Raw genomic sequence first — 24,495 nt, forward strand, 5'->3', positions numbered from 1 at the left:
GTGCCACGCCAGCCGTCGACCGGAACCTGGGGCCATGACGACGGCATCGGTGCGTTCTGCGGGAGGGTCAGTGCAGGGGACCCGGGACACGGGCGGTTCGACCGGGCGGGCGCCCGAGGCGCGGCTGCTCGTGGTGGACGACGAGCCCAACATCCGTGAGCTGCTGTCGGCGAGCCTGCGCTACGCCGGCTTCGAGGTGGCGACGGCGGCGGACGGCCAGCAGGCCCTGGCCATGGCGGCGTCGTTCCGGCCCGACCTGCTGGTGCTCGACGTGATGATGCCGGGCCTCGACGGCTTCGGCGTGGTCCGCCGGCTGCGGGAGACCGGCCGGCACACGCCGGTGCTCTTCCTGACCGCCCGCGACGCCCCCGAGGACAAGGTCTCCGGCCTCACCCTCGGCGGCGACGACTACGTGACCAAGCCGTTCAGCCTGGACGAGGTGCTGGCCCGCATCCGGGCGGTGCTGCGCCGGACGAGCGTGGCCGCCCAGCGCGCCGCGGAGGCGCCCCGGCTCACGTTCGCCGACATCGAGTTGGACGAGGAGTCCCACGAGGTCCTCAAGGCCGGCACCCTGATCAGCCTGTCGCCCACCGAGTTCAAGCTGCTGCGCTACCTCATGGCCAACGCCGGGCGGGTGCTGTCGAAGGCGCAGATCCTCGACCACGTGTGGAACTACGACTTCAACGGCGAGGCCAACGTCGTCGAGTCCTACATCTCCTACCTGCGGCGCAAGGTGGACACGACCGAGCCGCGGCTGCTGCACACCATCCGCGGGGTCGGCTACACCCTGCGGCTGCCGCGGGGCGCATGACGCCACCCGCTCCCGTACTGCGGGGCCCGCGGGTCCCGCTCAGGGTCACCCTCGTCGCCCTGCTCGTCGCGCTCGTGGCGCTCGCCCTCCTCGCCACGGGCTTCGCGGCGACGTCGCTGCTCAAGGGCTACCTCCTCGACCAGCAGGACGACGAGCTGCAGGCCACCGTCGAGCGGAACCTGCGACCCGAGGTGGTGCGCGCCTGCCTGAACCCGGGTTACGCCCGCCCCAGCACCACCCTCTACATCGCCTGCCTGACGCCGGACGACGACGTGCCGGTCCTGCTCAGCGCGCCCCGCGGGCCGGACGGCGACGACATGCTCCCGCTCGACGCCGGCGAGGTGGCGGAGCTGCGCGGCCACACCCGGCCGACGAACGTCTGGGTGGACGGCGAGCTGTGGCGGATGGCCTCGGGAGAGCTGCCCGGCGGCTTCACCCTCGTGGTCGGCTCCGACCTGGAGGGCGACCAGAAGGCGATCGCCCGGCTGGTCCGCATCGAGGTGCTCGTCGGGCTCGTCGTCCTGGCCGGGCTGGGGATCGCCGGCTACATGCTCGTGCGCAACAGCCTGCGACCGCTGGCCGAGGTCGAGCGGACGGCCCGGGCCATCGCCGGCGGTGACCTGTCCCGCCGGGTGCCCGCCGGTGACGAGCGCACCGAGGTGGGCCGGCTCTCGGCCGCGCTCAACGGGATGCTCGGCCGGATCGAGACCGCCTTCTCCGCCCAGCGCGCCTCCGAGGAGCAGGCCCGGGCCTCCGAGGGCCGGATGCGCCGGTTCATCGCCGACGCCAGCCACGAGCTGCGCACCCCGCTGACGTCGATCCGCGGCTTCGCCGAGCTGTACCGGCAGGGCGCGGTGCGCGACCCCGACGACGTCGCCCGCCTGATGCAGCGCATCGAGGCCGAGGGCGGCCGGATGGGCCTGCTCGTCGAGGACCTCCTGCAGCTGGCCCGGCTGGACCAGCAGCGGCCGCTGACGGTCACGCCGGTCGACCTCGCCGAGGTGGCCGGGGACGCCGTCCACGACGCCCGCGCGCTCCAGCCGGACCGGCCCCTGGAGCTGGCGGTCGACCCCGCGATGACCGAGCTGCCGGTGGTGCTCGGCGACGAGGCGCGACTCCGGCAGGTCGTCGGCAACCTCGTCACCAACGCGCTGGTGCACACGCCCGGCGACGCCCGGGTGACGGTGACCCTGGCCGAGGAGCCGGCGCCGGCCGGCGCCGAGGAGGACGGCGGCACGGTGGTCGTGCGGGTCGCCGACGAGGGGCCGGGGATGACGCCGGAGGACGCCGCCCGCGTGTTCGAGCGCTTCTACCGGGCCGATCCCAGCCGCCAGCGCGCGGCGGGGGGCACCGGGCTCGGGCTGGCGATCGTCTCGTCGCTGGTCGCCGCGCACGGCGGCACGGTGGTGCTGGACACGGCTCCGGGCCGGGGCGCGGTGTTCACCGTGCGGCTGCCCCGCAGCGGTCCGCCGGAGCGCCCCGGGGTGCCCGGCTGAGGGAGCGGCACCGCTGGCTACCGTCGGCTCCGTGGCTCCACACAGCAACGACGCGCCCGCCGACGGATCGCCCTACGACGCCGACCTGATGGCGGCCGTGACCGAGCTGGGCGACGCCCTGCGCGGGCTGGTCGACGCGTCGGTCCGGACCGCCGTCCCCGTCGAGGACCTCCGGGCGGCCGCGGCCGGGGCCCGCGAGCTGACCACGCAGCTGGCGGCCGCCCGCCGGCCGGCCGGCCGGCTGTCGCCGCTGGACGACATCCGCGCCTTCCGGCAGGTCTACAACATGGTCAGCGGCGTGGGCAGCGCCCTGGCGCCGCCGGTCGTCGTCCGTGTGGTGGAGGACGGTGTGCTGGCCGAGACCACCTTCGGCCTGGCCTACGAGGGTCCGCCGGGGTTCCTGCACGGCGGCATGACCGGCCTGGTGATGGACCAGGTGCTCGGTGCGGCGGCGATCCACGCGGGGCTGTGGGGGATGACCGCCCGGCTCGAGATCGACTACCGCGGGCCGGTGCCGCTGGACACCCCGGTCGTCCTCGTCGGCCGGGTCACCGAGTCCGCCGGGCGCAAGACGATCGTCACCGGGACGATCGCCCTGGCCACCGACCCGGACACCCCGCTGATCGAGGCCCGCGGCGTCTTCGTGACCCCTCGCGCCGAGCAGATGCAGAGCTACTTCTCCGGGGTCTCCGACGCCTCCGGACGCCCCTCCCCGCCGGGCCGGCCGACGGATGCGACCGCGCCCCTGCCGGCGGACGGCGCCCGGTGAGGGACGTCGACGTCGCCGTCGAGGCCGCCCGGGCCGCCGCCGACGTCCTCCTGGACCTGCGGGCCGGCGAGCTGACCGGCCGGGCGCTGGGCGACGCCGGTGACGCCCGGGCCCAGCAGGCGATCGCCGCCGTGCTCGCCGCGCACCGCGCGGACGACGCGGTCCTCAGCGAGGAGGCCGCCGACGACCCCCGCCGGCTCACCGCCGACCGGGTCTGGATCGTCGACCCGCTCGACGGCACCCGCGAGTACGGCGAACCCGGCCGGGGCGACTGGGCGGTGCACGTGGCGCTGTGGGAGGCCGGCGCGCTCGCCACGGCCGCCGTCGCCCTGCCCGGGGTGGGCGAGCTGCTGGTCACCGACCCGCCGCCGGCGGTCCCGGACCCGGGCGCCCGCCGGCCCCGCATCGCGGTCAGCCGCAGCCGCCCGCCGGAGGTCGCCACCGCGGCCGCCGAGGCGGTCGGGGGCGAGCTCGTCGCACTCGGTTCGGCCGGCTACAAGGTGACCGCCGTGGTCCGCGGCGAGGTGGACGCCTACGTCCACGCCGGCGGCCAGTACCAGTGGGACTCCGCGGCCCCGGTGGCGATCGCGCTGTCCGCCGGGCTGCACGCCAGCCGGCTGGACGGTTCGCCGCTGCGCTACAACGAGCCCGATCCGTGGCTGCCGGACCTGCTGGTGTGCCGCCCCGAGCTGGCTCCGGCCCTCCTGGCCGCCGTCCGCTGAACCCCATGGCGGACACTGGACCCGTGACGAGCCCTGACTACCGGCTGACCCAGCTGGAGACGCTGGAGGCCGAGTCCATCCACGTCATCCGCGAGGTCGCCGCCGAGCTCGAGCGGCCGGTGCTGCTGTTCTCCGGCGGCAAGGACTCGATCGTGATGCTCGAGCTGGCGCGCAAGGCGTTCGCCCCGGCGCGGATCCCCTTCCCGGTCATGCACGTCGACACCGGGCTGAACTTCCCCGAGGTGCTGGAGTTCCGCGACAAGCGGGTCGCCGAGCTCGGCGTCGAGCTCGTGGTCGCCTCCGTGCCCGACGCCATCGCCGCCGGCACGGTGAAGGAGGAGCCCAACGGCTCCCGCAACCGCATCCAGACGCCGGTGCTGCTGGACGCCGTCGAGGAGCACGGCTTCACCGCACTGTTCGGCGGCGCCCGGCGGGACGAGGACAAGGCCCGCGCCAAGGAGCGGCTGTTCTCCTTCCGCGACGAGTTCGGCCAGTGGGACCCGAAGAACCAGCGCCCCGAGTTGTGGGACCTCTACAACGGCCGGATCCACCTGGGCGAGTCGATCCGCGTCTTCCCGCTGTCGAACTGGACCGAGCTCGACATCTGGCAGTACATCGCCCGCGAGCGCATCGCCATCCCCCCGCTGTACCTCGCGCAGGAGCGGGAGGTCGTCGAGCGGCAGGGGATGCTCTACGCGGTCAACCAGTTCATCCGCCCCCGCGACGGCGAGCCGGTGTTCCGCGAGACGGTGCGCTACCGCACCGTCGGAGACGCGAACCTGACCGCCGCCGTCCGCTCGCAGGCCGTCACGGTGGAGGAGGTCATCGCCGAGATCGCGGTGACCCGGATGACCGAGCGCGGCGCCACCCGCGGCGACGACAAGGTCAGCGACGCCGCCATGGAGGACCGGAAGAAGGAGGGCTACTTCTGATGGGAGCTCCTGGAGAAGGCGTCGTCGACGTGCACTCCCCCGTGGCCGAGAAGGTCGTCGAGCTGGCGACCGCGCGCAAGGACATCCTGCGGATCGCCACGGCCGGCTCGGTGGACGACGGCAAGAGCACCCTCATCGGCCGGCTGCTGTACGACAGCAAGGCCGTCTTCGAGGACCAGTACGAGGCGGTCGCCCGCGCCAGCAAGGGCGACTTCGTCGACCTCGCGCTGCTGACCGACGGCCTGCGCGCCGAGCGCGAGCAGGGCATCACCATCGACGTCGCCTACCGGTACTTCAGCACCCCCCGGCGGACGTTCATCCTCGCCGACACCCCCGGGCACGTGCAGTACACCCGCAACATGGTCACCGGCGCCTCGACCGCAGATCTCGCGATCGTGCTCGTCGACGCCCGGAAGGGCCTGCTGGAGCAGAGCCGCCGGCACGCCTTCCTCGCCTCGCTGCTGCGGGTGCCGCACCTGGTCGTCGCGGTGAACAAGATGGACCTGGTCGACTGGTCGGAGGAGGTCTTCGAGCGGATCAGCGACGAGTTCGGCGCGTTCGCCGCGAAGCTGAACGTCCCGGACCTGACCGTCGTCCCCATCTCGGCGCTGCACGGCGACAACGTCGTCAGCCACTCGCCGAACACGCCCTGGTACGAGGGCCCCACGCTGCTGCACCACCTCGAGCACGTGCACGTGGCCAGCGACCGCAACCTCACCGACGCGCGCTTCCCCGTGCAGTACGTCATCCGGCCGCAGTCGGACGCCTTCCACGACTACCGCGGTTACGCCGGCACGGTCGGCAGCGGGGTGCTGCGCACCGGCGACGAGGTGCAGGTCCTGCCCAGCGGGCTGACGACGACGATCGCCGGCATCGACGGCCCGCGCGGCCCGGTCGACGAGGCGTTCGCGCCGATGTCGGTGACCGTGCGGCTGGCCGACGACCTCGACGTCTCCCGTGGGGACCTCATCTGCCGCCCGGACAACGCGCCGCAGGTCACCCAGGACCTCGACGCCCTGGTGTGCTGGATGGCCGACGAGCCGCTGCGCCCGCGGCAGCGGCTGGCGGTCAAGCACACGACCCGGAGCGTGCGGGCGGTGGTGAAGGACGTGACCTACCGGCTGGACGTCAACACCCTGCACCGGGAGCCGGAGGCCGGTGAGCTGGGCCTCAACGACATCGGCCGGGTCAGGCTGCGCACCACCCAGCCGCTGTTCGTCGACGACTACCTGCGCAACCGGGTGACCGGCCGCTTCATCCTCGTCGACGAGGCCACGAACGCCACCGTCGGCGCCGGGATGCTGACCCCCGCCGGGTGATGGCGCGGTCCCGCGCCGGGACCTGGCTGCTCGTCGCCGCCATCGTCGCGGTGGCGCTCAACCAGCGGCCCGCGGTCGTGGCGGTCGCCCCGCTGCTGGCCGACCTGCGTGCCGACACCGGCCTCTCCTCGGCCATGGCCGGCCTGCTGACCACGGTGCCGGTGCTGTGCTTCGGTGCCTTCGCGCCGGTCGCGCCGCGGCTGGCGCAGCGGGTCGGGCTGGAGACGGCCGTGGCCGCCTCGCTGGTCCTGCTGGCCGGCGGGATCGCGCTGCGGCTGCTCTCCCCCGTCGCGCTGCTGTACGCCGGCAGCCTGCTCGCCGGCGCGGCGATCGCGCTGGCCAACGTGCTGCTCCCGGCCTACGTGAAGCGGGAGTTCGTCCGGCCCGGGGCGGTCATGGGCGCCTACTCGGCCGCGCTGAACATCGGCGCGGCCGCCGGGGCCGCCCTGACCCTCCCGGTCGCGAACGCGCTGGACGTCGACTGGCGCACGGCCCTGGGTCTGTGGTTCTTCCTCGCCCTGGGTGCGCTGGCGCTGTGGTTGCCGGTCGCCGGCACCGGGCGCGACCGGCGCAGCGCCGACCGCCTCCCGGGCGGCTCCTGGGCGCTGCTGCGGCAGCCCCTGGCCCGCCGGGTCTGCCTGTTCCTGGCCATGAACAGCGTGCAGTTCTACTCGGTCGCCGCCTGGCTGCCGACCCTGCTGGCCGACGCGGGGGTCCCGCGGTCCGAGGGAGGTCTGCTGCTCGGCCTGTCCAACGTCGTGGGCGCGGCCGGCGCGCTGCTGGTCCCGGCGCAGGCCGGCCGGATGCGCGGTCAGCGGCCGCTGGTCGCCTTCGTCGTCGCGGCGTACGCGATCGGCCTGACCGGGCTGCTGGTCTCCCCCGCCGCGGGCACCGCCGTGTGGGTGTGCGCCTGGGGCGTGGCCCAGGGGTCCGGCTTCGCGCTCGCGCTGACCCTCATCGTGCTGCGCAGCCCGACCCCGCTGGTCGCCGCCCGGCTCGGCGGGGTGGCGCAGTGCGTGGGGTACCTGGTGGCGGCGAGCGGCCCGCTCCTGCTCGGTGCGCTGCACGACCTCTCGTCCGGCTGGTCGTGGCCGCTGGCGCTGCTCATCGCCGCCGTCGTCCCGATGGCGTGGGCCGGCTGGGGCGCCGGCCGGGACGTCGTCCTGGCCGCGCCTGTGGAGGCGGAGGCGGACGAGCCGGCGCCGGCCGGTCGGTGATGTGCGCTCAGGGCGGGTTCTCCGACGAGAAGGCGCCCCGACCGCACATCACCGCGGTCGGTTCCTACTCGGTCGGTGCGGGCGGCTCGAGGTCCTTGCCGGCCCAGTCCTTGCCCGCCTGGTCCGCGTGCTCCGAGGCGCTGTCGGTCTGACCGGCGACGCTCTCGATCATCTCCTCGTCGGACACGCCCTCACCTGCGGCGTGGGTCCCTGGCTCGGTCATCGCACATCTCCTTCGACTGCGGACGGGTCCTCCCGCCCCTCCCCGGCTCCCGCGACCACCAAACCCCGAGCGTCCGGTGTCACAGCCCGGCCACGGCTCCGGACCCCGGCGACCAGCATCAGCACGCAGAGGCCGATGAGCACCGGCTCGACGACGAACGCGGCGGACAGCCCGACCCGGTCGGCCAGGAACCCGAGGACGAACGGCGCGACCACGACCAGCAGCCCGCCGACGAGCTGCGAGCGGGCGTTGGCGCGGTCCTCGCGGCCGGCCGCGGCGCCGAGCGCCAGCGAGAGCGCGAGCGGGTAGAGGTTGGCGATGCCCACGCCGGCGAGCAGCAGGCCGACCAGGGCCCCGGCCGGGGAGGAGAGGAGCCAGAACAGCAGGAAGCCGCCGGCGGTCAGGGCCAGTGACCCGTACAGGAGCGGCAGCGTCCGCCCGGGGCGCCGGGTGGCGACCGCCCCGCCCACCCGGCCGACCAGCAGCCCCAGGTAGTGGACGCTCATCGCCGTCGCCGCCACGGGGGCCGACAGGCCGACCGCCTGCAACTGCTCGGCGCCGAAGTAGACGAGGCAGAACTCCACCGCCATGCTCGCCGCGACCAGTCCGGTGAACAGACGGGCGGCCACCGGCAACCGCGGGTCGGCCCCTGCCCCGTCCGGCGTGTACGTGTCGGCCGGCGCCGGGAGCGGCCGCCCCCGGGAGCGCAGGTACAGGACCGCGAGCCCGAGGACGGGCAGGAGATAGGCCACCCGCCAGCCGAGCGGCCCGGCCGCGAGCGCGCCCAGGGCCAGCGGGGCGAGCACGGCACAGGCGGCGGCCCCGATGTTCGCCTCGGCCAGTGCCTGCTCCCGCCGCGGGCCGTGCCGGTCGGAGAACACCGCCTGGACGACGGCGAGCAGCAGCGTGCCGCCGGCACCGAGGACGGCGGCGCCGGCCAGGGTCAGGGCGGTCCGGTCCCCGGTCACGAGGACGACGGCGCCCACGCCGGCCACCGCGGCCGAGGACCACAGCAGCGCGGCGCGGGAGAACCGGCGCGCGGCTCCCGGGAACAGCAGGCCGACGACGACGGTGCCGGCCGACCAGACCGCGGTGTGCACGCTCAGCACGGTGTAGGAGAAGCCGCGTTCCGCTCGGAGCAGCGACAACACGGGGCCGAAGGCGTAGAGCCAGAACGTGAAGCAGACCAGCACCGAGTAGGCGAGCACGGTGGGCGCGTCGCGCTGGAACTCGCCGCGGACTTGCTCTGTGTATCGATACACACCGACACTGTACGAGTGCACCCCACCGACGGCGACCCGGGTCCGCGGCCGACGATGCGTCAGGTGGCACGCGCCGCGGGGGTGTCGCCGATGACGGTCTCCTACGTCTACTCGCAGCCGGGCCGGGTGTCGGCCGGAACCGCCGAGCGGGTCCGGGCAGCGGCGCGCGCGCTCTCGTATCCCGGGCCCGACCCGACCGGCCGCGCGCTCCGCCGGGGCCGGGTGGGGAGCCTGGGCGTCGTCCTGGGCGAGCGGCTGAGCTACGCCTTCGACGACCCCCAGGCCGCCCGGTTCCTGAGCGGGGTGGCGGACGTCTGCGCGGCGGAGGGGGTCGGGCTGACGCTGCTGCCGATCACCGGCGGTCCGAGCGACGTCCAGCGCGTGGCCGAGGCCGTGGTCGACGGCCTGGTCGTCTGGACCACGAGCGACGACGACCCGGTCCTGGACGCGATCGCCGACCGGGGACTGCCGGCCGTGGTCCACGCGGGTCCGCAGCACCGTGGCCTGCCGGTGCTCGGGATCGACGACCGGGCCGCCGCCGCGGCCGTGGGGCGCATCGCCTTCGCGGGGGCGCGGCGACCGGTCGTGCTCGGCTTCCCGCTCGACCGGGACCGCGAGCGGGCCCTGCGGACCGGGCCGGAGGTCGGGGAGATCCGGTTCCCGGTGACCCGGAACCGCTGGGACGGCTTCCGCGACGCCTGGACCGGCGACGGCGGTCCTCCGGCCGGGCTGCGACTGGCCGTGTGCCCGGTCAACGACGTCGGCGAGGGAGCGGCGTTCGCTGCCGAGCTGCTGGCCGGCGACGACCCGCCGGACGCGATCGCCGCGATGAGCGACGAGCTCGCCCTGGGCGCTCTCCGCGCCGCGGCGGGGGCCGGGGTGGACGTGCCGGCCGACCTGGCCGTGACGGGGTGGGACGACGGCGACGCGGCGGCCGCCGTCGGGCTCACCACCGTGTCGCAGTCGCTGCGGGAGCAGGGCGCTCTGTGCGCGCGGATCGCCCTGGGCGGACCGGCCCCGGGCACCCCACCCGCGTGGCAGGTCGTCGTCCGCTCGACCACCCGCTGACCCGGAGGAGATCCGTGGGCGTGACGCCCACGGATCTCCTCCGCGTCAGGCGGAGACGCGGTCGATGGCCTTGTAGATCCGCTGCTCCGACACCGCGCGCGCGGTGCCCAGCTGCTGGGCGAACAGCGCCACCCGGAGCTCCTCGAGCATCCAGCGCACCGCGGTGACCGGGTCGTCCGGCGCACCGCTCGGGGGCCGCTGCCGGCGCAGCTGGTCGTACTCGGCGGTCACGGCCTCGACCTGGTGCATCCCCAGCGCGTCGCGGGCAGCGTTGGCCGGCAGCTTCTCCAGCCGGAGCGCCATGCCCTTGAGGTAGCGGACGACGTCGGACAGCCGGCGCCGGCCGGTCGCGACGACGAAGCCCTTGTGCAGCAGCCCCGCCATCTGCCGGCGCAGATCGGCGATCGCGGCGTCGGGGACCCGGCGTCCCGGCGCGGCCCCCAGGGCCACCGCCACCTCGCGGGCCTCGGTGAGCAGCGCCTCGACGCGGGTGACGACGTCGCGGGTCAGCGGCAGCAGCTGGGCGCGGGCGGTCTCCACCAGCGCGGCGAAGGCGGCTGCCTCGCGCGGCGGCCCCCCGGCGGCCGCGATCAGCTCGTCGGCGGCGGCGTCCACGCAGTCGGCCACGAGGTCGGGGATCTCGCCGTCCGGGTTGAACTGCAGCGCCAGCCGCGACCGCGGGCCCAGCCCCTTGACCACCTGCCGCGCCGGGGAGCCGGCGGCCAGCACCAGCAACCGCCGGACGCCGCGCCAGTGCAGCCGGGTCGCCTCGGCCTCGGTCGCCACGACCCGGACGCCGGCGGTCTCGCCCTCGTCCACCACCGCGGGGAAGGCCTGCACCACGTGCCCGCCCCGGCGTACGTCGACGGTGCGCGGCAGGTCGCCGATCGTCCAGGCGGTGAGCCCGGTGCGCTCCAGGTCCGCAGCGGCGCTGGCCAGGCTGGCGCGGGCCTGCGGAGCCACCTCGGCGCGCAGCGCGGCCAGGTCCTTGCCGCTGGCCAGGGTGCGCTGCCGGTCGTCGACCACCCGGAAGGTCGCCCGCAGGTGGTCGGGCACCTGCGCGGGCACCCAGGAGTCCGGCGGGACGACGACCGCCGCCGACCGGCGCAGCTCCCGCTCCAGCGCCGGCAGCAGGGGCTCGCCCGGGTCGATCCGCGGCAGGACCTCGCGCACCCGGTCGGGGATCGGCACCAGGGCGCGGCGCAGCTGCTTGGGCAGCGTGCGCAACAGCGCGGTCACCAGTTCCTCGCGCTGCCCGGGGACCGTGAACGCCAGCGAGCTGCCCGCCGTCCGCTCGGCGACGGTGTCGAGCACCGCCAGCGGGACGTCGACCGTGACGCCGTCCTCCGGCGCCCCGGGTGCGAACGCGTACGACAGGGGGAGGGTCAGGCCCTGCGTCAGCGGGACGGCGTCGGGGAAGTCCTCCTCGCGCACCGACCCGGCCGCCGCGGCGTTCGTCAGCATCTCCGGGGTCAGCGTGAGCAGGTCCGGCGTGCGCCGCCGGGCCTCCTTCCACCAGCGGTCGAAGTGCCGGGTGGAGACGACGTCGGCCGGGACGCGGGCGTCGTAGAGCTCGAACAGCGTCTCGTCGTCGACCCGGATGTCGCGGCGGCGGGCCCGCTCCTCGAGCTCGGCGACCCGCTCCAGCGCGCGCTGGTTCTCGGCCCAGAACCGGTGGTGGGTCGTCCACTCGCCCTGCACCAGTGCGTGCCGGATGAACAGCTCGCGCGAGACCTCGGGATCGATCGAGCCGTACTGCACCCGCCGGCCGACCACGAGCGGGAGGCCGTACAGGGTGACCCGCTCGGTCGCGACGACGGAACCGCGCTTCGCGTCCCACCGGGGCTCGGAGTACTCCCGCTTCACCAGGTGGTCGGCGAGCTTCTCGACCGTCTCCGGGTCGATCCGCGCCACCATGCGGGCGAACAGCCGGCTGGTCTCCACCAGCTCGGCGGCGACCACCCACCGGGGCGGCTTCTTCGCCAGGGGGGTGCCGGGGGCGATCACGAAGCGGGCGTTGCGGGGGCCGAGGTACTCGCGGCCGCCGCGCCGCCGGTCGCCGTCCTTCGCCTTGCCCTCCTCGATCTGCATGCCGATCTGGCTGAGCAGGCCGGCCAGCAGCGACGCGGTGATGCCGCGCTCGTCGGGCTCCACCGCGGGGTGGGTGAGCGTCATGCCGAGGCGGCGGGCGGTGCCGCGCAGCTGGCCGTAGAGGTCCTGCCACTCGCGGATGCGCAGGTAGTGCAGGAACTCCTTCTTCACGGTGCGCCGGAACGCGCTGCCGCTCAGGGCGTCCTGCTGCTCCTCCAGGTACCGCCACAGGTTGAGCAGCGCGAGGAAGTCGGAGTTCTCGTCGGCGAACCGGGCGTGCAGTTGGTCGGCGGCCTGCTGGTGCTCGGCGGGTCGCTCCCGCGGGTCCTGGATGGTCAGGCCGGCGGCGATCACCAGCACCTCGTCGAGCACGCCGTGCCGGTCGGCCTCCACGACCATGCGGGCGATCCGCGGGTCCAGCGGGAGTGCGGCCAGCGCCCGGCCGGTGGGGGTGAGCTTCCCGTGCTCGTCCAGGGCGCCGAGCTCCTCGAGGAGGGCGAGGCCGTCGGCGACGGCGCGGCGGTCGGGCGGGTCGATGAACGGGAACTCCGCGACGTCGCCGAGGTCGAGCGAGGCCATCTGCAGGAGGACGGCGGCCAGGCTGGTCCGGAGGATCTCCGGGTCGGTGTACTCCGGCCGCGCGTCGAAGTCGGCTTGCGCGTAGAGCCGGATCGCGATGCCGTCGGAGGTGCGCCCGCACCGGCCCGACCGCTGCCGCGCCGAGGCCTGGCTGATCGCCTCGATCGGCAGCCGCTGCACCTTGGTCCGCGCGCTGTACCGGGAGATGCGCGCCGTCCCGGGGTCGACGACGTAGCGGATGCCGGGCACGGTCAGCGACGTCTCGGCGACGTTGGTGGCGAGCACGACCCGCCGGCCGGTGTGCCGCTCGAAGACCCGGTGCTGCTCGGCCGCGGACAGCCGCGCGTAGAGCGGCAGCACCTCGATGCCGGGGAAGCGGTCCTCCAGCGCGTCGGCGGTGTCGCGGATCTCGCGCTCACCGGCGAGGAAGACCAGGACGTCGCCCGGGCCCTCCCCCACCAGTTCCTGGACGGCGTCCCCGATCGCGGTGACCTGGTCGCGGTCCTCGTCGGCCTCCGGATCGTCGGGGTCCACGACCGGCCGGTAGCGGATCTCCACCGGGTACGTCCGGCCGCTCACCTCGACGACCGGCACCTCCGCGCCGTCGCCACGGCTCTGCCCCTTCTCACCGAGGCCTGTGAAGTGCTTCGCGATCCGCTCGACGTCGATCGTCGCGGAGGTGATGACGACCTTGAGGTCGGGGCGGCGGGGCAGGATCCGGGCCAGGTAGCCGAGCAGGAAGTCGATGTTGAGGCTGCGCTCGTGCGCCTCGTCGATGATCAGCGTGTCGTACTGGCGCAGCAGCCGGTCGTGCGCGATCTCGGCGAGCAGCACGCCGTCGGTCATGACCTTGACCAGGGTGGAGTCCGAGACCTGGTCGGTGAACCGGACCTTCCAGCCGACGACGTCGCCCAGCGGCCGGTCCAGCTCCTCGGCGATCCGCTCGGCCACCGTGCGGGCCGCGATCCGCCGGGGCTGGGTGTGCCCGATCCGCCCGCGCACGCCGCGGCCGAGCTCGAGCGCGATCTTCGGCAGCTGCGTGGTCTTGCCCGAGCCGGTCTCGCCGGCGACGACGACGACCTGGGAGTCGCGGAGCGCCGCGGCGATGTCCTCGCGGCGGGCGGACACCGGGAGCTCGGCCGGGTAGGTGATCGGGGGGACGGCGGCGCGACGGCGGGCGATCCGCTCCTCGGCGACCGCGACGTCGGCGGTGATCCGCTCGCGCTGGCGGGCCCGGGCCTCGGGGTCGCGGGTGCGCCGCGTGCCGTCGAGCCGGCGGCCGAGACGGTGCTCGTCCTCGAGGGTCAGCGCGGCCAGCCGGGAGCGGAGGTCGCCCGGGACCGGGGCGTCGCCGGACATGGGGATCTCCTCTCGAGCGCGGGTGGAGCGCCGGGCGGGCGCGGGGCGGACCGGCCCGGGCAGGAATGACGTCCCTGCCGGCGGGTACCTCGTCCCAGGATCCCACCCCGCGGGCACCGGCCGATCGTGGTGCCTGACATCACAGTCCGTGTAGGGCACAACTGTGTGCGTGCACTTCGCAACAGGTTGTACCGTGCATCTGTTCCCGGCGTGAGCGCCGCACCTCCAGGCTCCATCGGAGATCCCATGACCACACCCACCGCTCCGGCGACCCGGGCCGATCGTCAGGCCGATCTGCACGCCCTGGGGGAGCACCTGCCGCGACTCATGCGCGTGGTCCACGCCCACAAGGCGAGCACGGCCGCCGACGCCCGCGACCGCGCCGCGCACGTGCTGCTCTTCCCGCTCGTCCGGCTGGGTCCGCTCCGTCAGGGCGCGCTCGCCGACCTGGTCCACGCCGACCCCTCCACGGTCAGCCGGCACGTCGCGACCCTGGTCGAGGGCGGGCTGGTCCGGCGCGTGCCGGACGAGCGCGACGGGCGGGCGAGCCGGCTCGTCGTGACCGAGGCCGGCCACGCCGCACTGGCGGCCCTGCGGGCCGAACGCGAGGCGATCCTCGCCCACGTCACGGCCGACTGGGACGACGCCGAGCTGGCCACCCTCACCGACCTCTTCGGGCGCCTCGTCGACGGCCTCGCCGGCGCCCTGCCCTCCGACGCCCCTGTCGATCCCTTCCCCACCTCGAGAGAAGCCCGATGACCCAGACCACCCGGGGCACCGCCGCCGCCCGGCGCAGCGACGCCCGCGCCGCGGCCGCCGCTCCCGACGCCTCCGGCGGCTTCACCCACCGGCAGATCCTCACGATCCTCGGCGGCCTGATGGTCGGCATGTTCCTGGCCGCCCTCGACCAGACCGTCGTCTCCACCGCCATCCGCACGATCGCCGACGACCTCGACGGCTACGACCTGCAGGCCTGGGCGACGACGGCGTTCCTGATCACCTCGACGATCTCCACGCCGCTGTACGGGAAGCTGTCCGACATCTACGGCCGGCGGCCGTTCTACCTCTTCGCCATCGCCGTCTTCGTGGTCGGCTCGCTGCTCTGCTCGTTCGCCGACACCATGTACCAGCTCGCGGCGTTCCGGGCGATCCAGGGCATCGGTGCCGGCGGCCTGCTGTCGCTGGCCCTGGCGATCATCGGCGACATCGTCCCGCCGCGGGAGCGCTCCAAGTACCAGGGCTTCTTCATGGCCGTCTTCGGCACCTCGAGCGTCCTCGGCCCGGTCATCGGCGGCTTCCTCGCCGGTCAGGCGACGCTGGCGGGCATCGACGGCTGGCGCTGGATCTTCCTGATCAACGTGCCGCTGGGCATCGTGGCGTTCCTCGTCGTCAGCCGCGTGCTGCACCTGCCGCACAGCCGGCGCGAGCACCGCATCGACTGGCCGGGCGCCCTGGCCCTCGTCGTCTTCCTCGTGCCCCTGCTGATCGTCGCCGAGCAGGGCCGCACCTGGGGCTGGAGCTCCGGCTCGGCGCTGCTCTGCTACGTCGTCGGCGCGGTCGGCTTCGTGCTGTTCCTGATCGCGGAGCGCGCCTTCGGCGACGACGCGATGCTGCCGCTGCGGCTGTTCCGCAACAGGACCTTCGCCATCGGCGGCATCGGCAGCGTCGTGATGGGCGCCGGCATGTTCGGCGGCATCCTGCTGCTGCCCCAGTACCTGCAGATCGTGCACGGCTCCAGCCCGACGGTCGCCGGCCTGCAGATGATCCCGATGGTCGCCGGCATCATGACCGGGGCCGTGAGCTCCGGCATCCTGATCGGCAAGACCGGCAAGTACAAGGTCTTCCCGCTGGTCGGCATCGTCTTCATGGTCGTCGCGCTGGTGTCGATGTCGTTCATCGTCGGCGCCGACACCTCGATCTGGTCCATCTGGCCGCTCATGGTCCTGTTGGGCCTGGGCCTGGGCTTCAACTTCCAGCCGGTCATCCTCGCGGTGCAGAACGCCGTCGCCCCGAGCGAGATGGGCGTCGCCACGTCGTCGGTCACGTTCTTCCGGCAGATGGGCGGCACCCTGGGCGTCGCGGTCTTCCTGTCGCTGCTGTTCACCCGGCTGCCGGTCGAGATCGGCAACGCCTTCCGCAGCGCGGGCCTCGGCACCCCGCCCTTCGACACCGACCAGGTGCTGAGCAACACCTCGTCGGTCGGCGGGGCCCCGCCCGAGGCGATCCACGCGTTCCGGGTCGGGTTCTCCGAGTCCATCGACCTGGTGTTCCTCATCGCCGCCGGCGTGGTCGCCGTCGGGTTCCTCGTGCTCCTGTTCCTGCCCCAGCTGGAGCTGAGCAACAAGTCCGGCATCCAGGCCCGGCAGGCCGCCGAGGAGGGCACGGAGACCGGCGACCCGGCCGAGGGCGACGACGCCGTGCGCGCCGCCGGTGCGGCCGCCCCGACGTCGGTCAGCCCGGTCCAGGGCCCGGCCGCCGGCGACGGCACCCAGGGCGACGGCGTGCGCGAGGTCGGCCCTCGCCGCTAGCGCCCCGACGAGATCTGCACACTCGACGCCATCAGCCGCTGATGGCGACGGGTGTGCAGATCTCGTCGCTCGGGGGACCGGCATACCGTGAGGGGCAACGCCCGCCGTCGCGCGCCCCTGGAGGTCTCCCGTGCCCGCGTCCTCGCTGATCCTGAACCGCCGGGACCTCGAGTTCCTGCTCCACGAGTGGCTCGAGGTGGAGAGCCTGGTCAAGCGGGAGCGTTACGCCGAGCACTCCCGGGAGACGTTCGACGCGGTGCTCGAGCTGGCCGAGCAGATCGCGACCGAGCACTTCGCCCCGCACAACCGGACGGCCGACGAGAACGAGCCGCGGTTCGTCGACGGCCGGGTCGAGATGATCCCCGAGGTCAAGCGGGCGCTGGAGGTCTTCGCCGACGCGGGGCTCCTGGCCAGTGAGTTCGACGAGCGCTTCGGCGGCATGCAGCTGCCGCACACCGTCGGGCAGGCGGTGTTCGCCTGGTTCAAGGCCGCGAACGTCGGCACCTCGGCCTATCCGTTCCTCACGATGGCCAACGCCCGGCTGCTCATCGCGCACGGCAGCGAGCAGCAGGTCGAGACCTACGTGCGGCCGATGGTCGAGGGCCGCTGGTTCGGCACGATGGCGCTGTCGGAGCCGCAGGCGGGCTCGTCGCTGGCCGACATCACCACCCGCGCCGAGCGCCAGGACGACGGCACCTACCGGCTGACCGGCAACAAGATGTGGATCTCCGGCGGCGACCACGAGCTGACCGAGAACATCGTCCACCTGGTGCTGGCCAAGGTCCCCGGCGGTCCGCCCGGCGTGAAGGGCATCTCGCTGTTCGTCGTCCCCAAGTTCCTGGTCGGCGACGACGGCGCCCTCGGCGAGCGCAACGACGTCGTCCTCGCCGGGCTCAACCACAAGATGGGCTACCGGGGGACGACGAACACGCTGCTCAACTTCGGGGAGGGCGTGCACACGCCGGGCGGGCGGGCCGGCGCGGTCGGCCACCTGGTCGGCGAGGAGCACCGCGGCCTCACCTACATGTTCCACATGATGAACGAGGCCCGGATCGGCGTCGGGATGGGCGCGACCGTCCTCGGCTACACCGGCTTCCTGCACGCCCTGGAGTACGCGCGGACCCGCACCCAGGGGCGCCCCCCGACGGCGAAGGACCCGAGCACGCCTCCGGTGCGGATCGTCGAGCACACCGACGTGCGCCGGATGCTGCTGGCCGCGAAGTCCTACGCCGAGGGCGGCATGGCACTGGGGCTGTACTGCGCGCGGCTGGTCGACGAGGAGCAGACCGCGGAGTCGGCGGAGGACCGCGCCCGGGCGCACCTGCTGCTGGAGATGCTCACCCCGATCGCCAAGGCGTGGCCCTCGCAGTGGGGGCCGGTCACCGACGACCTGGCCATCCAGGTGCACGGTGGCTACGGCTACACCCGTGACTACCCGGTGGAGCAGTTCTACCGGGACAACCGGCTGAACCCCATCCACGAGGGCACCAACGGGATCCAGGGCCTGGACCTGCTCGGACGCAAGGTCCTCATGCAGGACGGCGCCGGGCTGCGACTGCTGGCCGAGACCATCTCCGCCTCGACCGCGCGCGCCGACGGCACCGACTGGGCGGCCTTCGCGGCGGACCTGGACGCCGCCGTGGCCCGGCTCGGCGCGGTGACCGCGACGCTCTGGGGCGCCGGCGACCCGGCCGTCACCCTGGCCAACGCCACCGCCTACCTGGAGGCGGCCGGCCACGTCGTCGTCGCGTGGCTGTGGTTGGAGCAGGCGCTGGCCACGCGGGACGGGGCCGGGGACTTCTACGAGGGCAAGCGGGCCGCCGCCCGGTACTTCCACCGGCACGAGCTCCCGAAGGTGCACACGCACCTCGCGTTGCTGGAGTCCCTCGACCGCACGGTCCTCGACACCGACGAGGCCTGGCTCTAGACGCACCCGCGCCCCGCAGCTCCGGGAGGAGCGGCGGGGCGCGCTGGGTGTGATGCCGGCCGGGGGCCGGCGAGGGTCAGGCGGTGACGGCGATCGGCACCGGGTCGGTGGCGGGCGCGGGCTGGACGGCCCGCGGGGCGCTCGCGGCGCTCTTCTCCCGCTCGTACCGGGCCGTGCTGGAGGCCCCCATCACGATCACCAGTCCGGTCAGGAACAGGAACCCGAGCAGGGTCACTGCCGGCCAGAACATCATCGAGGACTTCCCCCCTGTCGTTCGCGTCCACCGGCCCGTCAGGTGCGCGGGCGGTTCGTTCTCGGGACCTGTGTCCCCCGTCGATCTCCGTCTCAATCGTCGATCTGTGATCGTTACCTGACTGGGGGTGATGCGGTTCACACGCTCGGTCCGGCGCGGATCCGGCTCCCGCTGCCGTGATGTCATCGTGCCGTGACGCCGGCAGCCCGTTCGCGGAGCACCGCTCCGGCGGGTCCCGGCCGCCCGGCGCGCCCCGGCCCGCTGGTGCTCACCCTGGCACTCGCAGTCACCACCCTCTCGCTGCTGCAGAGCCTCGTGGTGCCGCTGCTGGGCTCGATCGCCGAGGAGCTCCAGGTCTCCGCCGCGGCCGCGGGGTGGGTCCTCACCGCGAACCTGCTGGCCGCCGCGGTGTCGACGCCGGTGCTGGGCCGGCTGGGCGACACCCGCGGGGAGCGCCCCGTCTTCCTCGGCATCCTGGTCGTCGTCACGCTGGGTACCGTCCTGACCCTCGTCGCGACCTCGCTGCCCCTGCTGCTGCTCGGCCGGGTGCTGCAGGGCACCTCCTACGGGCTGTTCCCGCTGTCGATCAGCGTGCTGCGCCGCGAGCTCCCCGCCGAGCGGCTCAGCGTCGCGATGTCCCTGGTCAGCAGCACGCTCGGCGTGGGCGGCGTCGTCGGGCTGGTGGCCACCGGCCTGGTCACCCAGGGTGACGGGAGCTACCGCGACGCCTTCTGGATCGGGCTGGCCGTCTGCCTGGCCAGCCTGGCCCTCGCGACGGCCGTACTCCCCCGCCGGCCGGCCACCGCGTCCGGTGGCGTCGACTGGTGGGGCGCCGGGCTGCTCGGCGCGGGCCTCGTGCTCCTCCTGCTCCCGGTGTCCCAGGGCAATGCGTGGGGGTGGACCTCGCCGCCCACGATCGGCTGCGCGGTCGGCGCCGTCGTCGTGCTCGCCGGCTGGGTGCTGCTGCAGCGCCGTCTCCGCGAGCCTCTGGTCCGCCCGTCGATGCTCACCGACCCACGCACCCTCGCCCCCAACATCGCGGGCCTCATGACCGGGCTCGGCCTGTTCATCTCGTTCATCGCCGTCCTGCAGTACGTGCAGACGCCGGCGGAGGTGGCCGGCTACGGCTTCGGCGCCTCGGTGCTCGAGGCCGCCGTCGTGTACCTGCTGCCCGGCGGCGTGGTCGGCATCGTGCTGGCCCCGGTCGCCGGCCGGGTGGTGACCCGGGTGGGCGCCCTCCCCACGCTGCTCGCGGGCGGGCTGGCCGGGCTGGCCGGGTTCCTGCTGCTGGCGCTGCTGCGCAGCGCCCCCGCCGGGGTCGTCGCGGGTGGACTCCTGGCGCAGGTGTGGGTGACCGTCGCCTACGCGGCGCTGCCGACGCTGGTCGTCCACGCGGTGCGGCCCAGCGAGACCGGCGTCGCCAACGCGGTCAACTCGATCACGCGGTCGGTGGGGCAGGCCGCGGGGAGCGCCCTGGCCGTGGCGCTGCTGACCGCAGGCACGGACCCGGCCACCGGGCTGCCCCGGGCGTCGGCGTTCACCCTCGTGTGCCTGATCGGTGCGGCGGCCGCCGCGGTCGTCGCGCTGGTGGCCCTCGTGGCCGCGGTCGGGGGTCCCCGCCGGCCGGCCGGCGAGGACCCGCTGGCCGACGTCGAACGGGCGACCGCGGGCGCCGGTGAGTGGTCGCCGGTCAGCGGCCTCCCGTCGAACGGACACACCGGGAGGACGAATGGAACGGGACCGTCCGGGGCACCGGAGGAGGAGAACGCTGTAAACCGCCCCTGACCGGAGGACCCCGATGGCCCGTTCCACCGGCTCCCGCAGCACCACCGCTGCGAAGGACACCCGCTTCTCCGGCAACGTCGCCGGCGACCCCGCCCCGAACGACGACAACGTCAACTCCACCGGGTTCGACAAGGCCCCGCAGGGAGCGGACACGACGCCCTCCACGATGGGCACGCTCAAGCGGACGCTCAAGGAGTTCAGCGAGGACGAGCTCACCGACCGGGCCGCCGCGCTCACCTACTACGGCGTCCTGGCGCTGTTCCCGGCCCTGATCGCGCTGCTGTCGATCATCGGGCTGCTGACCGATCCCACGCAGCTGTCGGACGCGCTGACGAAGGTCGTCCCGGCCGACGCCGCCGACACGCTGAACCCGGTCATCGAGCAGATCGCCGGCAACACCAGCACCGCCGGCTTCGGACTGATCGTCGGTCTCGCCGCCGCCATCTGGTCGGCGTCGGGCTACGTCGGCGCGTTCACCCGCGCCGCGAACGTGGTCTACGAGACGCCCGAGGGCCGCAAGATCTGGAAGCTCAAGCCGCTCCAGCTGCTGGTCACCCTGGTCGGCGTCCTGTTCGCCGCGCTGATCGTCGCCATGCTCGTGCTGAGCGGCCCGGTCGTCGAGGCCGTGGGCAGCGCGATCGGCCTCGGGGACACCGCGATGACCGTGTGGAACGTCGTCAAGTGGCCGCTGATGCTCGTCGTCCTCGCGCTGATGATCGCCGTCCTCTACTACACGACCCCCAACGCCAAGCTCCGCGGCTTCAAGTGGGTCAGCCCGGGCGCCGGCGTCGCCATCCTCGTCGCCGTCGTGGCCTCGGCCGCCTTCGCGTTCTACGTCGGCAACTTCGGCAGCTACAACAAGACCTACGGCGCCCTCGCCGGGGTCGTGGTCTTCCTGATCTGGTTCTGGCTGATCAACCTGTCGCTGCTGTTCGGCATCGAGCTGGACGCCGAGATCGAGCGGACCACGGAGCTGAAGGAGGGCGTGCCGGAGGCCCACAAGGAGATCCAGCTGGACGCGCGCGCCGAGCCCAAGCCGCGCCAGACGAACTAGCCCGTTCACGACAGAGGCCCTCTCCCCGATCGGGGAGAGGGCCTCTGTCGTGTGTCAGCGGTGCGTCGGCGGCCGGTCGCCGTGCCGGGCCGGCGGGGTGCGCTCCGCCAGCGCCGCCACTCCGGCGAGCCCCCGGCTGACCGCCTCCCCCACGGGCGCCAGCCGCGCCGGGCACGAACGGACGCCGGAGTCGACGAGGTCACGGGTGCGGTCGAGGACCGACAGCGGGAGCGCCGACACCACGTTCCCCGGCGGACGGCGGGCGACGGTGGGGTGCGGACGGGTCGGGGCGATCCGCCGGACCAGCTCCCACTGCCGCCCGAGCCGGCGCAGCTCGTGCGGGTCGAGCCGCTCCTGCAGTCGCGGCAGCAGGACGTCCTCCTCGTCGCGGACGTCCTCGCGCAGGACCTCGACCAGCCGCGCCAGCCGGACCGGCCGCCGCGGGTTGTCGAGCCCGCCCTCCTCCAGCGCCGTGACCAGCTCGTTGACCTCCTGGTGCTCCTCCTCCACCCGCAGCGTGAGCTCCTCGCCGTCGGGCAGGACGCGGCGCAGCACCGGCCACAGGACCGCCTCCTCGGCGAAGGCGTGGCTGAACACGAGCCGGTCGATGCGCTGCAGCACCTCCTCCTGGGAGCGGCCGGTGCTGCCGTGGAGCTCGTGCAGCAACCGGTCGAGGCGGACGTGGTCGCGGCGCTGCCGGGTCAGGACGCTGCCCGGACCGCCGAGCTCGGACTCGGACTGGTCGGCGAGGGAACGGGGCACGGGGAAGACCTCTCACGACGGGACGGAACCGTCCGGTCCTTCCCCCGACGGCCGTGCCGCATGCCACGCCGTCGGCCCGGTTGGCGCCTTCCGGCGAACGGGTAGGCCCGTGCCCCGCGGACGACGCCGTCCGCGCCCCGAGGAGGCACCATGACCCCGCCACCGGTGACGTCGGACTTCTACGAGCTCGAGGCGCTCCTCGACGACCAGGACCGGGAGACGCTGCACCGGGTGCGCGCCTTCATGGACGAGCAGGTCACCCCGGTCATCAACGACTACTGGACCCGCGGCGAGTTCCCGCACGAGCTGGTCCCGGGGCTCGCCGAGCTCGGCGTCGCCGGCGCCCAGTACTCCGGCCACGGCTCCCCCGGCCGCTCCTCGCTGTTCGACGGCATGGTCGCCATGGAGTTCTCCCGCGGCGACCCGTCGATCGCCACCTTCATGGGCGTCCACGGCGGCCTGGCCATGGGGACCATGCACCTGTGCGCCTCCGAGGAGCAGAAGGAGCGCTGGCTGCCGGCGATGGCGCGGATGGAGCTGCTGGGCGCCTTCGGCCTCACCGAGCCCGAGCACGGCTCCGACGTCGCCCGCGGGCTGCAGACCACGGCCCGTCGCGAGGGCGACGAGTGGGTGCTGAACGGCGAGAAGAAGTGGATCGGCAACGGCAGCTTCGCCGACCTGGTGATCATCTGGGCCCGCGACGAGGAGACCGACCGGGTCCTCGGGTTCGTCGTCGAGAAGGGGACGCCGGGCTACTCCGCCGTCGACCTCAAGGACAAGATCGCCCTCCGCGTCGTCCAGAACGCGCACATCACCCTGGACGACGTCCGCGTCCCCGAGGCCAACCGGCTGCAGGAGGCCAACTCCTTCCGCGACACCGCGCAGGTGCTGCGGGCCACGCGGGTGAGCGTCGCCTGGTCGGCCGTGGGCTGCTCCCGCGGCGCCTACGAGCACGCGCTGCGCTACGCCGAGGGCCGGCAGCAGTTCGGCCAGCCGATCACCGGCTTCCAGCTGGTGCAGGACCTGGTGTTCCGGATGCTGGGCAACATCACCGCCTCGGCGACGCTCTGCGCCCGTGCGTCCCAGCTGCAGGACTGCGGCCGGCTGAAGGACGAGCACGCCTCGATGGCCAAGGCCTACAGCACGATGCGGATGCGGGAGACCGTCGGCTGGGCCCGCGAGCTCATGGGCGGCAACGGCATCCTGCTGGAGAACCACGTGGGCCGGTACGTCGCCGACGCCGAGGCCATCTACTCCTACGAGGGCACCCGCGAGGTGAACAGCCTCATCGTCGGCCGCGCGGTCACCGGCGAGAGCGCGCTGACCTAGGGGTCAGCGGGCCTCCCACCACCGGTCGGCGGCCTCGGCCGGAGTGGCCCCGTCGAGGGCCACCTGCTGGTTCAGCTCGACGAGGTCGGCGGTCGTCAGGGCCGCGCTGACCTCGTCGGCGGCCGTCCGGAGGGCGTCCCCGGCCTCGGCCAGGACGTCGGACCGCACGATGGGCACCACGTTCTCGTGCGGCTGCAGGCCGCGGTCGTCCTCGAGGAGCAGCAGCGCGGAGTCGGTGAGGTGCGGGTCGGTCGTCTCCAGCAGGCCGACGTCGATGTCGCCGGCGAACAGCGACTCCACCGTCGCCGTCCGCGACGGCATGCTGATGACGGTGCCGAACTCCAGCCCGTAGACCCGGCGCAGGCCCACGAGGCAGAGAGGACGGGCGGAGCACTCGGGTGGGCCGCCGAAGGTGAGACCCGGCGCGGGCTGCTCGAGGTCGGACAGCCGGGTGATGCCCCGCTCGGCGGCGGTCGTGGCCAGGACAACGAAGCCGTTCTGGTCCTCGGCCGCCGAGGCGGCCAGCGCGGTGAGGCCGCGTGGGGCGAGGGTGCGGTCGAGCAGCGCGTGCACACGCTCCGGGTCGCGCTCGGGGGATCCCGCGTCGGGGCTGACGAACGCGGTCACGGTGCCCAGGTAGTCGACGACGACGTCGACGACGCCCTGCTCCAACGCCGGCAGCAGCACCTCGCGGGTGCCGACGCCGTGCTGCACCACGACGTCCAGTCCCGCACGGCGCAGCCCCTCGGCGTAGAGCTCGGCGAGGATCTGGTTCTCGGTGAAGTCGTAGGAGGCCACCCGGACCGTCCCCGCCGGCACCGGATCGGCGTCGCCGGCGGAGCCGTCGCAGGCGCACAGCACCGCGGCGAGCAGGACCACGGCGACGAGGACGCGGCGGCGCATCGCGGACTCCTCCCGGGAGCCGGTGCCCGGGGGAGCCCCCTCGGGGCCCCGCCACGCTAGCCCCCGGCGGGCCCCGAGGGACCTGTTCCGGGACCAAGGGACCTGT

The 24,495-nt window shown here is 74.1% G+C and carries 20 protein-coding genes; 14 read left to right on the top strand and 6 right to left on the bottom strand.

Features of this window, described 5'->3' with window-relative positions:
• Positions 1-70 precede the first annotated feature (70 nt).
• Genes N555_RS0121765 through N555_RS0121795 form a run of 7 tightly spaced genes read left to right on the top strand, consistent with a single transcriptional unit; the run spans position 71 to position 7,266 of the window.
• Positions 71-811 carry a response regulator transcription factor gene (locus N555_RS0121765; RefSeq protein WP_034511861.1) on the top strand — a complete coding sequence of 247 codons (741 nt, stop codon included), beginning with the start codon at positions 71-73 and terminating at the stop codon, positions 809-811.
• A complete protein-coding gene (locus N555_RS0121770) occupies positions 808-2,307 on the top strand; it encodes a sensor histidine kinase (RefSeq protein ID WP_051684334.1) in 1,500 nt (499 codons plus the stop codon). The genes N555_RS0121765 and N555_RS0121770 overlap by 4 nt, the downstream gene beginning before the upstream one ends.
• Before the next feature lie 31 nt (positions 2,308-2,338).
• Positions 2,339-3,076 carry a PaaI family thioesterase gene (locus N555_RS0121775; protein WP_029433606.1) on the top strand — a complete coding sequence of 246 codons (738 nt, stop codon included), beginning with the start codon at positions 2,339-2,341 and terminating at the stop codon, positions 3,074-3,076.
• The gene (locus tag N555_RS0121780; RefSeq protein ID WP_029433607.1) at positions 3,073-3,798 is read left to right on the top strand and encodes a 3'(2'),5'-bisphosphate nucleotidase CysQ; all 726 of its coding nucleotides are present in this window, start codon (positions 3,073-3,075) and stop codon (positions 3,796-3,798) included. The genes N555_RS0121775 and N555_RS0121780 overlap by 4 nt, the downstream gene beginning before the upstream one ends.
• A gap of 5 nt (positions 3,799-3,803) precedes the next feature.
• On the top strand, positions 3,804-4,730 hold the full coding sequence (gene cysD / locus N555_RS0121785) for a sulfate adenylyltransferase subunit CysD (RefSeq protein WP_029433608.1): 927 nt from the start codon (positions 3,804-3,806) through the stop codon (positions 4,728-4,730).
• Complete coding sequence (locus N555_RS0121790) at positions 4,730-6,049, top strand: sulfate adenylyltransferase subunit 1 (RefSeq protein ID WP_231503081.1); 1,320 nt, start codon at positions 4,730-4,732, stop codon at positions 6,047-6,049. The genes cysD and N555_RS0121790 overlap by 1 nt, the downstream gene beginning before the upstream one ends.
• On the top strand, positions 6,049-7,266 hold the full coding sequence (locus N555_RS0121795; protein ID WP_034512019.1) for an MFS transporter: 1,218 nt from the start codon (positions 6,049-6,051) through the stop codon (positions 7,264-7,266). Before N555_RS0121790 ends, N555_RS0121795 begins: the two co-directional genes overlap by 1 nt.
• A gap of 64 nt (positions 7,267-7,330) precedes the next feature.
• Here N555_RS0121795 and N555_RS28045 read toward each other — a convergent pair whose 3' ends face one another.
• Complete coding sequence (locus N555_RS28045) at positions 7,331-7,489, bottom strand: hypothetical protein (protein ID WP_156036482.1); 159 nt, start codon at positions 7,487-7,489, stop codon at positions 7,331-7,333.
• Positions 7,486-8,751 (bottom strand): MFS transporter, encoded by a 1,266-nt coding sequence (locus N555_RS0121805; protein ID WP_197029112.1) that lies wholly within the window; start codon positions 8,749-8,751, stop codon positions 7,486-7,488. Before N555_RS0121805 ends, N555_RS28045 begins: the two co-directional genes overlap by 4 nt.
• Before the next feature lie 63 nt (positions 8,752-8,814).
• Here N555_RS0121805 and N555_RS0121810 point away from each other — a divergent pair, with 63 nt between their 5' ends.
• Positions 8,815-9,819: a LacI family DNA-binding transcriptional regulator gene (locus N555_RS0121810; protein WP_197029113.1), complete on the top strand. Its 1,005-nt coding sequence runs from the start codon at positions 8,815-8,817 to the stop codon at positions 9,817-9,819.
• A 45-nt stretch (positions 9,820-9,864) separates the two neighbouring features.
• Here N555_RS0121810 and hrpA read toward each other — a convergent pair whose 3' ends face one another.
• A complete protein-coding gene (hrpA, locus tag N555_RS0121815; protein WP_029433613.1) occupies positions 9,865-13,848 on the bottom strand; it encodes an ATP-dependent RNA helicase HrpA in 3,984 nt (1,327 codons plus the stop codon).
• Positions 13,849-14,094: 246 nt separating this feature from the next.
• Here hrpA and N555_RS0121820 point away from each other — a divergent pair, with 246 nt between their 5' ends.
• The 3 genes from N555_RS0121820 to N555_RS0121830 all read left to right on the top strand — a co-directional run bounded on the left by N555_RS0121820 (position 14,095) and on the right by N555_RS0121830 (position 18,303).
• On the top strand, positions 14,095-14,607 hold the full coding sequence (locus tag N555_RS0121820) for a MarR family winged helix-turn-helix transcriptional regulator (RefSeq protein WP_034511872.1): 513 nt from the start codon (positions 14,095-14,097) through the stop codon (positions 14,605-14,607).
• Positions 14,604-16,376 (top strand): MDR family MFS transporter, encoded by a 1,773-nt coding sequence (locus N555_RS0121825; protein ID WP_081866405.1) that lies wholly within the window; start codon positions 14,604-14,606, stop codon positions 16,374-16,376. The genes N555_RS0121820 and N555_RS0121825 overlap by 4 nt, the downstream gene beginning before the upstream one ends.
• Positions 16,377-16,506: 130 nt before the next feature.
• Positions 16,507-18,303, top strand: coding sequence for an acyl-CoA dehydrogenase (locus N555_RS0121830; RefSeq protein ID WP_029433616.1), 1,797 nt, complete (start codon positions 16,507-16,509; stop codon positions 18,301-18,303).
• A 76-nt stretch (positions 18,304-18,379) separates the two neighbouring features.
• Here N555_RS0121830 and N555_RS28470 read toward each other — a convergent pair whose 3' ends face one another.
• Entirely contained in the window at positions 18,380-18,538 is a 159-nt protein-coding gene (locus tag N555_RS28470) for a hypothetical protein (protein WP_197029121.1), read from the bottom strand.
• 210 nt (positions 18,539-18,748) lie between these two features.
• On the opposite strand from N555_RS28470, the gene N555_RS0121840 reads away from it, so the two are divergent.
• On the top strand, positions 18,749-20,341 hold the full coding sequence (locus N555_RS0121840) for an MFS transporter (protein WP_081866406.1): 1,593 nt from the start codon (positions 18,749-18,751) through the stop codon (positions 20,339-20,341).
• A 13-nt stretch (positions 20,342-20,354) separates the two neighbouring features.
• Positions 20,355-21,395, top strand: a complete 1,041-nt coding sequence (locus N555_RS0121845) for a YihY/virulence factor BrkB family protein (protein WP_029433618.1) — start codon at positions 20,355-20,357, stop codon at positions 21,393-21,395.
• A 54-nt stretch (positions 21,396-21,449) separates the two neighbouring features.
• On the opposite strand, the gene N555_RS0121850 is transcribed toward N555_RS0121845, so the two are convergent.
• Complete coding sequence (locus N555_RS0121850) at positions 21,450-22,157, bottom strand: hemerythrin domain-containing protein (protein ID WP_029433619.1); 708 nt, start codon at positions 22,155-22,157, stop codon at positions 21,450-21,452.
• A gap of 150 nt (positions 22,158-22,307) precedes the next feature.
• Here N555_RS0121850 and N555_RS0121855 point away from each other — a divergent pair, with 150 nt between their 5' ends.
• Entirely contained in the window at positions 22,308-23,486 is a 1,179-nt protein-coding gene (locus N555_RS0121855; protein ID WP_029433620.1) for an acyl-CoA dehydrogenase family protein, read from the top strand.
• Positions 23,487-23,489: 3 nt separating this feature from the next.
• Here N555_RS0121855 and N555_RS0121860 read toward each other — a convergent pair whose 3' ends face one another.
• Positions 23,490-24,389 carry an ABC transporter substrate-binding protein gene (locus N555_RS0121860; protein ID WP_029433621.1) on the bottom strand — a complete coding sequence of 300 codons (900 nt, stop codon included), beginning with the start codon at positions 24,387-24,389 and terminating at the stop codon, positions 23,490-23,492.
• Positions 24,390-24,495 lie beyond the last annotated feature (106 nt).

Source organism: Blastococcus sp. URHD0036, assembly GCF_000701365.1.
Classification (GTDB): domain Bacteria; phylum Actinomycetota; class Actinomycetes; order Mycobacteriales; family Geodermatophilaceae; genus Trujillonella.